Annotated in this window: 12 protein-coding genes; 9 read left to right on the forward strand and 3 right to left on the reverse strand. The window is 64.3% G+C overall.

The features are described 5' to 3' along the window. The first annotated feature begins 1 nt into the window (after position 1). Positions 2-1,642 (forward strand): fatty acid--CoA ligase, encoded by a 1,641-nt coding sequence (locus C163_RS12130; protein ID WP_025339004.1) that lies wholly within the window; start codon positions 2-4, stop codon positions 1,640-1,642. 547 nt (positions 1,643-2,189) lie between these two features. Here C163_RS12130 and galE read toward each other — a convergent pair. The 3 genes from galE to C163_RS12145 all read right to left on the reverse strand — a co-directional run bounded on the left by galE (position 2,190) and on the right by C163_RS12145 (position 7,391). Next, complete coding sequence (galE, locus tag C163_RS12135) at positions 2,190-3,164, reverse strand: UDP-glucose 4-epimerase GalE (RefSeq protein ID WP_025339005.1); 975 nt, start codon at positions 3,162-3,164, stop codon at positions 2,190-2,192. Positions 3,165-3,243: 79 nt separating this feature from the next. Continuing rightward, positions 3,244-5,859, reverse strand: coding sequence for a cellulase family glycosylhydrolase (locus tag C163_RS12140; RefSeq protein WP_025339006.1), 2,616 nt, complete (start codon positions 5,857-5,859; stop codon positions 3,244-3,246). A 5-nt stretch (positions 5,860-5,864) separates the two neighbouring features. Beyond that, positions 5,865-7,391 (reverse strand): O-antigen ligase family protein, encoded by a 1,527-nt coding sequence (locus C163_RS12145; RefSeq protein ID WP_025339007.1) that lies wholly within the window; start codon positions 7,389-7,391, stop codon positions 5,865-5,867. Positions 7,392-7,764: 373 nt separating this feature from the next. Between C163_RS12145 and C163_RS12150 the strand changes: the two genes are divergently transcribed. From C163_RS12150 to C163_RS12185, 8 genes are all read left to right on the forward strand, one after another. After that, positions 7,765-9,231 (forward strand): FAD-dependent oxidoreductase, encoded by a 1,467-nt coding sequence (locus tag C163_RS12150; RefSeq protein ID WP_025339008.1) that lies wholly within the window; start codon positions 7,765-7,767, stop codon positions 9,229-9,231. 55 nt (positions 9,232-9,286) lie between these two features. Then, positions 9,287-10,243, forward strand: coding sequence for a glycosyltransferase family 2 protein (locus C163_RS12155; protein WP_025339009.1), 957 nt, complete (start codon positions 9,287-9,289; stop codon positions 10,241-10,243). An 8-nt stretch (positions 10,244-10,251) separates the two neighbouring features. Then, a complete protein-coding gene (locus C163_RS12160; RefSeq protein ID WP_025339010.1) occupies positions 10,252-10,776 on the forward strand; it encodes a serine O-acetyltransferase in 525 nt (174 codons plus the stop codon). Positions 10,777-10,781: 5 nt separating this feature from the next. Beyond that, complete coding sequence (locus C163_RS12165) at positions 10,782-11,759, forward strand: glycosyltransferase family 2 protein (RefSeq protein ID WP_025339011.1); 978 nt, start codon at positions 10,782-10,784, stop codon at positions 11,757-11,759. A 70-nt stretch (positions 11,760-11,829) separates the two neighbouring features. Beyond that, the gene (locus C163_RS12170) at positions 11,830-12,834 is read left to right on the forward strand and encodes a VirK/YbjX family protein (RefSeq protein ID WP_025339012.1); all 1,005 of its coding nucleotides are present in this window, start codon (positions 11,830-11,832) and stop codon (positions 12,832-12,834) included. A gap of 60 nt (positions 12,835-12,894) precedes the next feature. Beyond that, positions 12,895-14,097, forward strand: coding sequence for a glycosyltransferase (locus C163_RS12175; RefSeq protein WP_025339013.1), 1,203 nt, complete (start codon positions 12,895-12,897; stop codon positions 14,095-14,097). Continuing rightward, positions 14,094-15,281 (forward strand): glycosyltransferase family 2 protein, encoded by a 1,188-nt coding sequence (locus C163_RS12180; RefSeq protein ID WP_025339014.1) that lies wholly within the window; start codon positions 14,094-14,096, stop codon positions 15,279-15,281. The genes C163_RS12175 and C163_RS12180 overlap by 4 nt, the downstream gene beginning before the upstream one ends. Next, positions 15,281-16,033, forward strand: a complete 753-nt coding sequence (locus C163_RS12185; protein WP_025339015.1) for a WecB/TagA/CpsF family glycosyltransferase — start codon at positions 15,281-15,283, stop codon at positions 16,031-16,033. Before C163_RS12180 ends, C163_RS12185 begins: the two co-directional genes overlap by 1 nt. Positions 16,034-16,103 lie beyond the last annotated feature (70 nt).

Here is a 16,103-nt window from a genome sequence, read left to right on the forward strand (position 1 = left end):
CATGATCACCACTCGCATCATGCCCGCGGCCGAGCAGGCCTACGCCTATCCGCTGCTGATCAAGCGCCTGTTGCTGTCTGGCGTGCGTTACCAGCCCAACCAGGAAATCGTCTACGCCGACAAGCTGCGCTACACCTACACCACGCTGCTCGAACGCATTCAGCGGCTGGCCAATGTGCTGACCGCCGCCGGGGTCAAGCCTGGCGACACCGTGGCCTTGCTCGACTGGGACAGCCACCGGGCGCTGGAGTGCTTCTTTGCCGTGCCGATGCTGGGTGCGGTGCTGCACACGGTGAACGTACGGCTGTCCACCGAGCAGGTGCGCTACACCATGAACCATGCCGAGGACTGCCTGGTCCTGGTACATGACGATTTCCTGCCGTTGATGGCGCAATTGCGCGATGACTTGCCGACGGTGGAGGGTTTCATTCGCCTCGGCGAAGGCGACCCCGCAACGCAAGATGTGCCGCTGCTGGGTGAGTACGAACAACTGCTGGCGGCTGCCGAGCCGCAATTCGACTTCGCCGATTTCGACGAGCACTCACTGGCCACGCTGTTCTACACCAGCGGTACCACCGGCAACCCCAAGGGCGTGTACTTCAGCCACCGGCAACTGGTGCTGCATACCCTGGTCGAGCAGGGCACCCTGGCTGCCTGCGGCGAGGTGCCGCTGCTGCGTAGCGGCGACGTGTACATGCCCATCACGCCGATGTTCCACGTGCATGCCTGGGGCGTGCCCTATGTGGCCACGGCGCTGGGTATCAAGCAGGTCTACCCCGGGCGCTACGAGCCCAACCGCCTCGTGCGCCTTTACCGTGACGAGGGCGTGACGTTCTCCCATTGCGTGCCCACGGTGCTGCAGATGATGCTCGACAGCGAAGAAGGGCGCCGCGCCGACCTGACCGGTTGGAAGATGCTGCTGGGCGGCAGCGCCCTGACCTTGGGCCTGGCGCAGCGTGCCAGCGAGCGCGGCATCAGCGTGCATTGTGGCTACGGCATGTCGGAAAGCTGCCCACTGCTCAGCATCACCCACCTGAGCGCCGAGCTGCTGGCACTGCCCATGGCGCAACAGCTGCCGCTGCGAATCGATGCCGGCGTGCCGATTGCCCTGGTGGACCTGCGCATTGTCGACGTTGCAGGCATTGATGTGCCCCGTGACGGCGAAAGCCTGGGTGAAATCGTGGTGCGTGCACCGTGGCTGACCCAGGGCTACCTGCATGAGCCGGAGCAGGGTGCCGCGTTGTGGCTGGGGGGCTGGATGCATACCGGCGACCTGGCCTGCATCGATCCTGCGGGTGTAGTGCGTATTCGTGACCGGATCAAGGATGTGATCAAGACCGGAGGCGAGTGGGTCAGCTCGGTGGCGCTGGAAAACCTGATCAGTCAGCATCCGGCTGTTGCATCGGTGGCGGTGATCGGCATCCCGGACCCGCAGTGGGGTGAGCAACCGTTGGCCTTGGTAGTCTGTTGTGACGGCATGCAGTTCGACCAGGCGGGATTGGCCGGGCATCTGCAGCCGTATGTCGACAGCGGGCACCTGAACAAATGGGCGATACCACGGCAGTTGCGTTGCGTGGACGAGATCCCCAAGACCAGCGTTGGCAAGATCGACAAGAAGCGGATCCGGCAGGCATTTCCCTGAATGCTGGCAGCACCGGCTGATGGGCACCTGTGGGCGCCGGCACTGCGGGGGATGGCACCGGCTGCGCCGGTGTTCGCGGGTAAACCCGCGAAGCAGGCGACGCGGTGGGTGGCACCGGCTACGCCGGTGTTCGCGGGTAAACCCGCTCCCACAGGTGCGGCACATTCCTTCAGCTGGTGAGGTCCCTGTGGGAGCGGGCATGCCCGCGAAGCAGACGACGCGGTGGATGGCACCGGCTACGCCGGTGTTCGCGGGCTCGCCCGCTCCCACAGGTACAGCACATTCCTTCAGCTGATGAGGTCCCTGTGGGAGCGGGTTTACCCGCGAAGCAGGCGACGCGGTGGGTGGCACCGGCTACGCCGATGTTCGCGGGCGCCCGCTCCCACAGGTATGGCGCATTCCTTAAGCTGGCGGGGTCCCTGTGGGAGCGGGCACGCCCGCGAAGCAGACGACGCGGTGGATGGCACCGGCTACGCCGGTGTTCGCGGGCGCGCCCGCTCCTACAGGTACAGCGCATTCCTTCAGCTGGGTAGCGAGCCCCACAATCTCAGCTTTGGCGCTGAGCCCAGGGGTACTGCAACTCCCACTGCCACGCATGCCGCACAATCGATTCCAGCGTGGCAAACTCCGGCCGCCAGCCCAGCATGCGCATGGCCTTGCCGGCATCCGCCACCAACCGGGGCGGGTCGCCGGGGCGGCGGGGGGCATCAAGGGTGCGGATCTGTCGACCGGTCACCGCCCGGGCCGTATCGATCACCTGCTGCACCGAAAAGCCCAGCCCATTGCCCAAGTTGAACGCGGTTCGCTCGCCACCCGCCAGCAGGTAATCCACCGCCAGCGCATGGGCCGCCGCCAGGTCGGCCACATGTACATAGTCGCGTATGCAGGTACCATCCGGCGTGTCGTAGTCGCGGCCAAATACCGTTACCGCATCACGCCGGCCCGAAGCGGCCTGCAGGATCAACGGGATCAGGTGGGTTTCCGGGTCATGGCGCTCTCCCAGTTGGCCTTGCGGGTCTGCGCCGGCTGCGTTGAAGTAACGCAGGCATACCGACTTCAAGCCGTAGGCCCGGTCGAAGTCCTCGAGAATCTGCTCGACCATCCATTTGCTCAACCCGTACGGGTTGATCGGCCCCTTGGCATGCGTTTCGTCGATCGGCACGTACTGCGGGTTGCCGTAAACGGCTGCGCTGGAAGAAAACACCAGGTGCCTGATACCGGCATTCACCATGGCCTGCAGGAGGGAAAGGGTGGCCGCGACATTGTTTTGGTAGTACTTGCCGGGCACGCTGACCGACTCGCCCACCTGGATGAACGAGGCAAAGTGGAACACGGCGTCGAAACGGCAAACCCCGAACAGCACATCCAGCGCGGGTTCGTCGGCGATGTCCAGTTTCACCCACTGGACGCCGGGGCCGGGCGAGACCAGGTCCGCCACCACCACCTCATGGCCCGCAACGAGCAAGTGCTTGACCATGTGCGAGCCAATGTAGCCTGCGCCACCGACAACCAGAAACTTCATCCATGCCTCCTGGACTCTGCTGTTGTACAGCCGCGCTTTTCAGCTACAGGTCTGTGGTGAGGGTAGATGGCCATATACCCTATTTCAAGAACAGCCAGTTGGACATGTACTTGCCGTCGAACGTGATGCTGTAGTGCCCATCCTGGTAAGCCATCGGCAACGGTTTCAACTGTGCCTGCGCGTCCCGGGCAAAAAGTTTCAGGCCAACAGGCGCCTTGATGCTCAAGGTGCCGGCAAGCGGCTCGACGTTGAACGGCGTCTTGTAATCGGCCTTGGGCACGGCACGGGTACCCAGCGACAGCAGCAGTTCGCGTGACTGGCCCAGGGGCTTGCCGTCCAGGCTTTGCACCACGACGCTGGCGTACGGCGTTCGTGCTTGCACCTGGATGGCGCCCAGGCTGATCGAACGACCGCCCAGCCAGCCGGTGGCGGCCTGGGTCAGGGGTGTGTCGATGGTATAGATGCCCTGTTGCCAGTTGCGCTTGAGCTCGCCCGTGTCGCTGAGCGCTTGCGTGGCGTCGGCTGGCAGCAAGGATTGCCCCGGGTCTTGCAGTACCTGCGCACCGGCAGGGATGGCGGCGGGCTTCAGCCAGGGCAACTCCGGCGTCTGTGGCAGGGCGATCTGCAGTTGGCCTTTTTCCATGGCCGTGCGCAGCAGCGCTGAAGTGCGCGGGGTGATCTCCTGGTTGTACAGGGTGGCGGGTGTCGGCGCGAACACATAGCGGGTCGTGGCCGGTTTCACGTCCGCGCGGCGATAGAGCAGGGCGGCAGCGGGCAGGGTGGCGATCATCGCCGGGTCGTTGTACGCGTGCCAGTTGTCCGCCGTGCGCCAGCCTGGGTTGAAGGCCTGCTGGCTGTAGGCGTACTGCAGCATGGCGTCCCAGCCCTGGTGGGCGGCGGTGCCGGCCACGTACAGCGGCAGCGAGTGGCGGTCGGGCAGCGGGAAGGGTTCGGCGTTCCACTCGGAGACGGTCAGCGGCTTGCCGACTACCTGGGCGGCGGCGAGCCAGTCGATCATGCCGTCGCTGGTCAACGGGTTCTTCTCCAGTTGCCCATTGGCACCGTAGGCATGGGCATCGATGACATCGCCTGCGGTCAGTGCCGGCAGCGCGCTCAGGCCATTGCCGCCCCAGGTACTGGTGGTGGCAATCGGTACTTTCACGCCGAGGCCGCGCAGGTGGGCGATCATGTCGGCGTTGAAGCGCTGTTCCAGGTCGTTGAGAAACAGCTTCGAAGGGCCATGCTCCCAGGCGCGCCAGGTGAGGTCGGTGGGCAGGTCGTATTGTTTGGCGAAGGCTTTGGCAGCTTTCATGTAGCGCTCGCTGTGGTGCGGCACATCCTTGTTCGGCATCAGGGCGTTGCCATAATGCTGGGTGAGGTCGTTCTCATTGGTGAGCAATACGGCAGCGATGGCCGGGTCGTCCTTGTAGGCCAGGCCGGTGTATTCGTTCACATGGGTCAGGTACTGCTCGGCAAAGCGCTTCATCGCCTGTTGGATGCTTTGGTTCATATAGGCGTAACCCTTCAGGTCGACGTGGTTCTCGCCCTTGGCCAGTTCCTTGAAGTCATCGATGTTGTCATTGGCGGTAAGCGCCCGCTGCACGTGCAGGTCCAGCCAGATATAGATGCCCTCGTCCTTGAGCGCATTGATCCACAGGTCGAGCTTGCGCAGCGATTCGGCACTGAGCTGCTGGGTATCGCGCACCAGGGTGCCGTCGCCAAACACGTTCGGGCTGACCCAGGGCGAATCGTGATGGTGCAGACGCACCAGGTTGAAACCCAGTGCCGACAGGCGCTTGGCCTGTTGGCGGATTTCTTCGTCGGGGCTCTTGAACAGCGAATAGGCGGACAGGTTGGTGCCCCAGAAGCGCACCGGGGTGTTGTTTTCGAACATCAATTGCTCGCCAACAGCCTTGACGAAGCCGTGCTTGCCGGCAGGCTTTTCCGCAGCGTTGAGGAATGAAAGGTCCACTGGCGAGGTGCGCCAGTCCAGTTGGTCGTCGGGCCAACCGGCGGGGTCGGCCAGGCCGAAGCGTTCGCTGGGGGTGGGTCCCAGGTCGATGTCGCCGGTGATGTTCAGCACTGCCTTGATCTGCTGCCGACCGGCGTTGATCGGGTCGCTGTAGATGAACGCACGCAGTTCGGACGGGTTGCCGCGCTCGAAATACACCTTGGCCAGCGGTGGGTCGAAGCGCATTTCGATGCGCCGGCCCTGGTCAGCCTTGCCCCATGACCAGCCACGGTTGCCGGGCAGCAACTGCGGTGCGCCCATGTCCCCGGCAATTTGCGCAGGGTCGAACTCGAACACCATGCCGCCGCCCATCACCCCGGCCTGGCGGCTGTGGGCGTCGAGGTCGAAGGCCCAGCTCAGGGTTTGCGCCTGCTCCTTGCGGATATCCGCCGTGAGGTCGAAGTCCAGCTCCTTGTTCTTGCCCTGCAGCGTGTAGTGGTAGGGGCCATTGACCTTGAACGTGGTGGAGAAACCGGTCCAGCTCCAGTTGGCCGCCCAGAAGTCGAACTTGGCTTTCATCACCGGCCCACCGCCGCGGGTCACCATGGGCAGCCCGTTCTGTTCATCGACACTGACTTGCCACGCTGATGCCCAGCTGGTGAGCGGCAGCAAAGCCAGGCCGGCAATGGCCGAAACACGCAGCAGGGTTTGAAAACCCCGGCTGCGCAGGGGGAACAGACTCATAAGTGTCACCTTGGTTGAAGGCCGGGGTCGGCCAGCGCGATGGCCTGGCTGTTGTGCAGCCTGCGGACCATCTGGATGTAGGCCACGCCCAGCCCGGCGACAGTCCAGTACACCACCGGGATGAAGGTGATGCTGCTGACGGTGAAGATGATCACCAGGATGCCGATCAGTGTCGCCAGCAATGCCCGGCCGAGCTGGCGTTGTTCGTCGTCCTTGTCGGGGAAACTGCGCATGGCCTTGCGGATGCCGTGCAGTACGGTGGCGAAGAACGCCACGAACAGGCCAAGCCCGACCAGCCCTACCCGCAGCGCAAGGTTGATGTAGGTGTTGACGATGTCGATGATGCCTTCACCCTGGATCATCGATTGCATTTCCGGGGTGTTGCGGAAGTCGAACGAGCCGAACAGCGGGTTGCGCTGGATGACGATCCACGAGTTGTCCATCAGCCTTGCGCGGTAGGTGATGTTCTCTTTCTCGAGGTTGCCAATGAACGGCAGCATGTCCAGTACCTTGTCGCCACCGGGCACGATGGTCAGCAAGGGCAGGGCCAGCACGCCGGCCGCGGCGAGCAGCGCCAGGCGCCTGACCGCACCTTTGCCCAGGGCGATGAACACCACCACGATGACCACGGCGCCGATCCACGGGCCACGGGACAGTGGAGCGAACAGCCCGGCGGCCAGCAGCAGGGCGCCCAGCGCCCGCTGCAGGGGGCGGCGCACGTAACCCTGGACGAACAGGAACAGGCCGATGGCCACGCTCATCACATAGCCCAGGGCAATCGCCTGCCCGGTGGTGACGCTGGCGCGCAGCGAACCGCCACGGCTCAGGTAGCCGGACATGCTCCACGGCACGCCCATGGCGTCGACCAGGGCGCTGTACAGCAGCCAGTGGCGCACGTACTCGGCCACGCCGATCAGGGCCAGGACGAAGGAGGCAAGCACGAAGGCCAGCAGGGTGTCCTTGAAGTCGCTGATCTGGCGCAGGCCACGGCTGGCCACGTAATACGGCAGTAGCACGTCGACATACAGGTACAGCGTCTGGCGCAGGGTGTCGGTCAGGGTGGTTTCGCGCAGGTACAGCACGCTCATCAGCAGCAGGCCGGCCGCCAACAGCCTGTCGGGCCAGGTGCGGCCGAAGCGCAGGGTGTCGCCTTGCCGGCGCAGGGCCAGTGCCGCCGGCAGCAGCACGCACAGGGTCAGCAGGCGGATATGGTTGAGGTCGACCAGGTAATTGACCACGCCAAACCCGGGCACCTGCACCGAAGCCGGCGGGACCAGGAACAGCAGCATGTAGAACAGCGCCATGGGGTTGTGTTCGTGGCGCCCGGCGATGTACAGGATGACGGCGCCAGCACCCAGGTACAGCCAGAAGCTGTGCGAGAAGAACGCCAGCAGGGTAAGCAGGAACCACAGGTTGCGCCGGCGCTTGAAGTCGCTCAGCGGGACCAGGTCGGTGGCAGGCCGCCGCGCCAGCAGGAAGACCACGCTCGCCAGAAACAGGATGACGATCAACGCACGAAAATGTTCAGGCATTGGCTATGTGCACCTATGCGTCGGTGGGCAACGGCTAGCATCGTGGCTGATTGAAACTATAGTGACCTTTTAGCCAATCGGTCAGAGATCGACGTCATGCCGTCGATTGTGACGCTGGCCCTGGGGACTGGCGGTAATGCGGCTTGTCGGGTAAATCTTTCAAAGGTGCAGGTCACTGTGTCATGGGGAAGCTTACTTTTTGCACTGCGCAAACGGGTCGTAGAGGATTTCTCCAGAGTTGCGTGTTGCTGGGGGTTGGTGGTTTGGTGTTCGCTGCTACGCCCGCCGCCGCCAGCCAACCTGCCGGCAGGCCCGGGTTCGTGGTGATCAACGGCTGGGTATTGCCGTCTCGCTACTTCCGGGACGAACACCCATGATCAAGGATTATCAGCAGCAGAAGGCCCTGCGCGACAGTTACGATGTCTGCATCATCGGTGCCGGCCCCGCGGGCATTACCCTGGGCCTGCGCCTGGCCGCCGCCGGCTGGAGCGTACTGCTTGCCGAAGGTGGCGGGCGTGAATATTCGGCGAACTCGCAAGCCTTGTACGCCTGTGCATCCACTGGCCTGGAGCTGTACGCCGGGGAAGCCCGCCTGCGTTATCTGGGCGGCACCTCCAACCATTGGGCCGGCCGTTGCCGGCCGTTCAGCCCCTCGGACTTCGCCGTTCCCCCTATTGGCGACCTGCCTGGCTGGCCCATTCCCTATTCGGAGATAGCAGGCTACCTGCCTGCTGCCATGGATATCGTCGACCTGCCGCGCGGGTCGGATTTTCACGCGTTGAATGCTGGCCTCGACGGCGGAGAATTCGAGCCAGACCGCTTTCTGCTCAGTCCACCCACGCGTTTTGCGCAAAAGTACGCCACGGCCCTGGAGCAGACCCAAGGCCTGGACGTGTTCATCAACTGCAATTGCGTGAACCTGGAGTTCGACCAGGCCTCCGGCCACCTGGCCGCAGTCGTACTGTCCGATTATGCGTGCAATCGCCAGCGCCTGGTTGCGAGAAACTTCGTGCTGGCCACCGGTGCCATCGAGAATGCCCGGCAACTGCTCAACAGCGAGTCGTTGCTGGCGGCGGGTGTCGTGAGCAAGGACGGGCTGGTCGGCCGGTGTTTCATGGAGCATCTGAACATTGACCTTGGCTCCTTCATCCTCAAGTCGGGGCTGCCCCCCGAGCCGCGCGAGTACTACACCACCGACGCCTTCGTTGATGAATACAAGGCAGGTAAAGGCAATGTCAGGGCCGCCTTGCTGGCCGATGTACAAACCTATGGTCGTACTGCCGAGGTGAAGCATTTTCTGGAGAACCTGGCCTGCGACATGGGGGTAGCCAGCAAGATCGCCTTCGTGACCAAGTTCAGTTGCCCCGGTGACGGTGTCATCAGCACCATGATCGAGCAGTTCCCCAACCTGCGCAGCCGCATTTCGCTGCTGGACGAGAAGGACGCACTGGGCGTGGCCAAGGTCAATGTCAACTGGGCCCTGAGCGCTGATGACCGGCACACCATCAAGTGCATTGGCAGCGAACTGGCCAAGCAGTGGGCGGACATGAACCTGGGCTTCATCAAGCTCAATGACTTCGTTTATGACACCTCGATACCGCTGAAGCTGTCGCCACATGCCCACCACATGGGTACCACGCGCATGGCGTCGTCGGCGCAGTTCGGTGTTGTCGATACCAACTGCAAGGTGTTCGGTACCGAAAACCTTTACATCGCCGGCAGCAGCATCTTTGCCACGGGCGGGGCCTCCAACCCGACCATGCCGCTGCTGCAGTTTGCGCTACGCCTGGCCGACCACCTCGATGCCAGGATGAGCGCGGCCAGGGAAGCCGCGGTGTGACGAATGTTGTGCTGATGCTGCAAAGGCGCGGGGACTTCTTCGAGGGATGGCAACAATGGCTAGCAAACCTGTGGACGTCATGGTGGTCAACTTCAACACGGCCAGGCTGCTGCAGCCGATGTTCGATGCGCTGCGCCGCGCCGACAGCGAACGGCTGGCCAGCTACCTGGTGGTGGACAATGCCTCGGTCGATGACTCGCTGCAGCGCATGGCCGAGGTGTGCCCGCAGGCGCTGCTGCTGAGCAACAGGCAGAACGTGGGGTTTGGCCGGGCCAACAACCAGCTGCTGGCGCACCTGAAGGGCAAGTACGCCTTGCTGCTGAACACCGATGCTTTCGTCGCCGCCGATTCCTTGCAGAAAACCCTCGACTACATGGAAGCCCACCCGGAGTGCGGGGTGCTGGGGGTGCGCCTGGAGGGCCGCGACGGCGACCTGCAGCCCAGTTGCCGCTACTTCCCCACACCGCTCAACGTGTTCGTCGGGCGTACCGGGCTGGGGCGCTTGTTCCCGGGACTGAAGATGGTCGACGAAATGAACTGGGACCACGCTTCGGTCCGCGAGTGCGACTGGCTGCCTGGCTGCTTCTACCTGGTGCGCCGCGAAGTGCTCGACCAGGTGGGCCTGTTCGACCCGCGCTACTTTCTTTATTACGAAGAGGTCGACCACTGCAAGCGGGTGAAGGCGGCCGGCTGGAAGGTGGTGTTCTACCCGCATACCACGGTGGTGCACATCGGTGGGGAAAGCTCCAGATCGGTGGCCGAACTTGAGGCGGCCAGCCGGCAGATCTCGTCATACCAGATCGAAAGCGAGCTGCTGTACTTTCGCAAGCATCACGGGCTGGTGGGTCTGGCCCTGCACATGCTGCTGGTCACCTTGGGCGACCTGGTGCTGGCACTAAAGGCGCTGTTGAAACGACGCGGCCGGGGCGCGATACAGGCCTGCTGGCGTCACTGCCGGGCGACCTGGTCTTTGTTGTTCAAGACCCGGTACGCCAGCCAACCGACAAGGTAGGTGGAGCCATGTTCGAGAATATACGTGCCGACCTGCGTGCCCATGGTGGCGACTGGGGCGCCCAGGGCTTCTGGGTACTGCTGGTGTACCGCTTCGGCCGCTGGCGCTATGGGGTGCGCCCGGCACTGCTGCGCAAGCTGTTTTCGCTCATCTACAAGGTCCTGTTCAAGTTCGTGCAGATCATCACGGGTGTGGAGCTGCCGTGCGAGGTGGTGATCGGCCGCAACTTCGTCATCGACCATTTTGGCGGCATCGTCATCAGCGGCTATGCCCGCTTTGGCGATGACTGCCGCATCCGCAATGGGGTGGTGGTGGGCCTGAAGAACGTCAACGAGCCGATTGCACCGGTGTTCGGCAACAACGTCGATATCGGCACCGGGGCCAAGGTGCTGGGTAGCATCCGTATCGGCAACGATGTGATCATCGGTGCCAATGCCGTTGTGCTGGTGGATGTGCCGGACAATTCGCTGGCGGTGGGGGTGCCGGCCATCATCAAGGCCAGGCAACCGGCCGCCACGGCGCCCGTCGAGTGAAACCCATGGCGAGCGGGATCGGTGTGGTGGTGATTGGCCGCAACGAAGGCCAGCGCCTGGAGCGTTGCCTGCGTTCGCTGCTGAAGGGGACGGACAAGGTCATGTACGTCGATTCGGGCTCCACCGATGGTTCACTGCACTTGGCCCGCAGCCTGGGGGTAGAGGTACTGGCGCTGGACCTGGGCACCCCGTTTACTGCCGCACGCGCCCGTAACGAAGGCTTTTTCGCCTTGCAGCGGCGGCTGCCGTCGATGCAACTGGTGCAGTTCGTCGATGGCGATTGCGAGGTGGATCGCGGCTGGCTGCCCGCGGCGCAGGCGTTTCTCGACGACCATCCCGGCGTGGCAGTGGTGTGTGGCCGCCGACGCGAGCGCTTCCCGCAGCGGTCGGTGTACAACCTGTTGTGCGACCTGGAGTGGGACACCCCCATCGGCGAGGCCAAGGCCTGCGGTGGCGATGCCCTGATGCGGGTAGATGCGTTCGCCGCGGTCGGCGGCTTTCGCCCCGAGCTGATCGCCGGAGAAGAACCCGAACTGTGCGTGCGCCTGCGGGCAAAGGGCTGGAAAGTCTGGCGCCTGGACGCCGAGATGACCCTGCACGACGCCGCCATGACCCGTTTTAGCCAATGGTGGCGGCGTAGCCTGCGCGCTGGCCACGCCTATGCCGAAGGGGCCTACCTGCATGGTCAGCCGCCCGAGCGGCACTGGCTGCGCGAATCGCGCCGGGCCTGGCTGTGGGGCCTGGGCATCCCCGTGGTGACCGTGCTGGCCTGCCTGCTGCTTGGCGGCTGGAGCCTGCTGTTACTGCTGGTCTACCCGCTGCAGGCCGTACGCCTGGCCCGGCGTGGTGGCAAGTCGGTGCGGGAGAACTGGCTACAGGCGGTGTTTCTGGTATTGGGCAAGTTCCCGGAAATGCTCGGGCAACTGAAGTTCTTGCGCCACCGCATCGCGGCCGGCAAATCGACGTTGATCGAGTACAAGTGACGAGGAGTCCGCTCCCACAGGGCCCCTGCTAATTCAATGAGTTATGTGCAGTTCTATGAGAAAGAGGCCCATGATGCTCGGCATGATCGTGAAAAGCGTGTTTACCTTGCAACCGGGCTACTCGTTGCGGGCGCTGAACAACAAGCGCAAGTTGACGCTGCAGATTGCCAGGCAATGGCCTGAGCTGAATGCGTTCCTGCAGCGCATGACGGCAACGCTGGGCCCGCAAGGTTTGCAGCGGCTGGGGGTGGATTGCATCGGTGTCGTGCAGTGGCCTTACCTCAGCAAATGCTGGGAAGCCCCGCAGCGCCTGGAGGTGCTGGCTTCGCACTTCGAAGTGCTGGCCGGGCAGTTTCCGGCGCTGTTGCTGCTGGGGCGGGACGAAAGCCTGACGCTGTGCGAGCTGTCCAGCCATTCACCGGGCTGCCGCCTGGTGCTGGACCGGCCGATCTGGTTCAAGCGCGAAGGCGAGTTGGTATTGAACCTGTTCCAGGGCGACCTGCGCGTGGCATCCCTGGCGTTCAGCCTGTGCCGCAGCCAGGGCGAGCTTTGCCTGTTCATCGGTGCCGTGCAGGGCATCCACAAGGGTGTCGACAGCGAAACCTCATTGGCCATCTACCGCGACCTGACCAAGGACTTCGAAGGGTTGCGCCCACGCAGCCTGCTGCTCGAGGCATTGAAGTGCCTGGCCAGGACCCTGGGCGTGGCCCACCTGTATGCCGTCAGTGACGCCTGCCGCCACCATCGGCACGCGTATTTTGGCAACGACAAAGGCCAGGACCTGGCGGCCAATTATGACGTGATCTGGCTGGAGCACGGCGCTACTGCGTCGAACCATGCGGATTTCTTCGCCCTCCCGCTGGCCGCGGTACAGCGGGCGGAACAGGACATTCCGGCGAAGAAACGGGCGATGTACCGCCGCCGCCAGGCGTTGCTCGACGATGTTTTCACCCGCTTGCAGGCCACGTTGCCAGGCAGCGGTCACAACCTTGGACTACAAGGGAAACAGGAGGATGCACCTGACGAGGTGGCATCGGCGGGGCGCCGGCCGCCGGTAATCGACAGCCTGAAGTAACGGCCGGCCCTGCTACGGCAGGCCTGAAGGTTCATTACGCGGGTCTTGATCTGGATTCCTATGCGCATTGCTTATTTCATAAACCAGTACCCGAAGGTCAGCCACAGTTTCATCCGCCGCGAGATCCTGGCGCTGGAGCGCCAGGGGGTAGAGGTGCAGCGTATTGCCCTGCGCGGGTGGGACGCCGAGTTGCAGGATGCCGAGGACTCGAGCGAACAGGCCAGGACCCGCTATGTGCTGCAACGTGGCATCAAGGGCTTGCTGGCACCGGCCTGGCAAGTGCTGCGCGCACAGCCGCGCCGGTTCTTCCAGGCGCTTTGGCTGGCCATGCGCCTTGGCCTGCGGGCCGACCGCGCCTGGCCCTACCACCTGGTCTACCTGGCCGAGGCCTGCCAGGTACTGCAGTGGTTGCAGGCTGGCGAGGCAAAACATGTGCATGCGCATTTCGGCACCAATTCCACCGAGGTGGTGATGCTGGCCAACGTGCTGGGCGGGCCAGCCTACAGCTTTACCGTGCACGGGCCGGAAGAGTTCGACAAACCGCAGTTCCTGCACATGGGCGAGAAGGTGCGGCGTGCCGCATTTGTCGCGGCGGTCAGCTCGTACGGGCGCAGCCAGTTGTTTCGCTGGGTGGCACACGACCACTGGGCCAAGGTGAAGGTGGTGCATTGCGGCCTCGAGCGCAGCTTCCATGAGGTGGCGCCGGTCGGCGTGCCCACGGCGCCACGCCTGGTGTGCGTCGGCCGCCTGTGCGAACAGAAAGGCCAGTTGCTGTTGATCGAGGCCGCGCGGGTACTGGCCGCCCGGTCGATCGCCTTCGAGCTGGTGCTGGCCGGCGACGGTGAAATGCGTGGGCAGATCGAGGCGTTGATTGCCCGGCACGGCTTGAAGCAGCAGGTGCGCATCACCGGCTGGCTCAGCAGCGCACAGGTGCGCGAGGAAATCCTTGCGGCGCGTGCGCTGGTGCTGCCCAGCTTTGCCGAGGGGTTGCCGGTGGTGATCATGGAAGCCATGGCCTTGCGCCGGCCAGTGCTGACCACCTATGTGGCAGGCATTCCCGAGCTGGTGCGGCCGGGCGAGAACGGCTGGTTGTTCCCTGCTGGCGCCGTGGACGAGCTGGCGGCGGCCATGGCCGACTGCCTGGCGCAACCTGCCGAAGCGCTGCAGCGCATGGGCGAGGCAGCCCGCCAGCGTGTGCTGCAACGGCATGACATCGATACCGAGGCGGCCAGGCTGGCCAGCTATTTCAAGGCATCCGCATGATGAGTGTATTGGCTTGGTCATTGGGCACGCTGGCGGCCATCGCCCTGTTGCCGGTGCTGCTGCTGTTGGTGCAGGTGCTGATGGCTTGCCTGCCAGCGCGCGCGCAGCCGTTGGGCAACAACGCTCGTCCGCAGGTGGCCGTGCTGGTGCCAGCCCATAACGAGGCTTCGTTGATCGGCGCCACGCTGGCGAGCATTGCCCCGCAGTTGCGGCCTGGCGACCGCTTGCTGGTGGTGGCGGACAACTGCACTGACGACACCGCGCAACTGGCGCGCGAGGCCGGTGCCGAAGTGGTTGAGCGCCGCGATGCGCGGTTGCGCGGCAAGGGCTATGCCCTGGACTTTGGCGTGCGCCACCTGGCCAGCCAGCCGCCCGAGGTGGTGATCGTGGTGGATGCCGACTGCCAAGTGGGCGAGGGGGCGATCGAGCACCTGGCGCGGCGCTACCGTGAGGTCGCTCGCCCGGTGCAGGCGCTGTACCTGATGCACGCACCGGCAGGGGCCGGGCTGGCAGTGCAGGTTGCCGAGTTCGCCTGGCGGGTCAAGAACCTGGTGCGCCCGCGTGGTTGGGCACGGTTGGGCCTGCCTTGCCAGTTGATGGGCGCTGGCATGGCGTTCGGCTGGCGTGACCTGGCCTTGATCGACCTGGCCAACGGGCATCTGGTGGAGGATGTGAAACTGGGTCTGGACCTGTGCCAACAGGGCAAGCCGCCAGTGTTCTGCCCCGAGGCCGTGATCAGCAGCCGGTTCCCTGCCAGCCAGCAAGGCCTGGGTAGCCAGCGCACCCGCTGGGAGCATGGGCACCTGAGCCTGATGCTGGCCGATGCGCCCAGGCGTGCGCTGGCCGCAGTCACCCAGCGTAACGGCAGCTTGCTGGCCATGACCCTGGACCTGCTGGTGCCGCCCCTGGCGTTGCTGGTGCTGAGCCTGCTCGGGCTCAACCTGGTGGCCTGGCTGGCATACCTGCTGTTCGGCCTGGCGGCGCCTGCCTGGATCGCCCTTTGCGCGCTGGCATTGCTCTGCCTTGCCGTCGCACTGGCCTGGGCGCGCTTCTGTCGCGAACTGATCCCGTTTTCCGTGCTGCTGTATGCCCCGTTTTACGCCGCAAGGAAGGTCCCCTTGTATCTGGGGTTCCTGATCAAGCGCCAGGTTGAATGGGTACGTTCAAAAAGGGATGAAGGCTGATGGCTGAGTGGCAGAAACGCTGGAGCACCCTCGTCGGCAAGCTCGAAGTGGTGGCGGATGCCACTGCCGCGCAGCGCCTGCTGGACAGGCTGAGCGCCCCGGAAGCTGCGACCGTGCTGGGCTTCGTCAATGCCCATGCAATGAACCTGGTGGTTCGCGATGGCGCCTGCCACCAGGCATTGTCGGCGGCCGACGTGTTGCTGCGCGACGGTTCCGGCATGGCGATCCTGTATCGCCGGCTGGGGCTTGAACCGGGGCTCAACATGAATGGCACCGACCTCATTCCTCGGCTCCTGGCTGCCTACCGTGGGCGGCGGGTCGCGTTCTGGGGCACCCGGCAACCTTACCTGGACCAGGCCGTGCAGCGCAGCGCAGCGATGTTCGGGGTGGTGCCGGTGTCGGTCCACGATGGCTTTGCCAGCGTCGATGCCTACCTGCAACTGGCCAGGGAGCAACAACCGGAGCTGATCGTGCTGGGCATGGGCATGCCCAGGCAGGAGGTTGTGGCGGCAAGGCTGGCAGCAACTGGCGGGCCGTGCCTGATCGTGTGCGGCGGCGCGATCCTGGATTTTCTCGGCGGCAAGGTCAGCCGGGCGCCCGAGTGGTTGCGGCAGTTGGGCGGGGAGTGGCTGTACCGGCTGTTGCGCGAGCCGAAGCGTTTGTTCATGCGTTATGTGGTGGGCAACCCGTTGTTCTTGCTGCGTACCTTGCTGTACCGCCGCGACGGAGGGGCGGCCAGACACCCCGTATGAGCGGCACAATCCGCGCACACTGATGGCGGCTGGCTGCTACAGTGAGATCAATGGGTTGGGGCTGCAGGAT

This window comes from Pseudomonas sp. FGI182 (genome assembly GCF_000511325.1).
In the GTDB taxonomy this organism is placed as follows: domain Bacteria; phylum Pseudomonadota; class Gammaproteobacteria; order Pseudomonadales; family Pseudomonadaceae; genus Aquipseudomonas; species Aquipseudomonas putida_Z.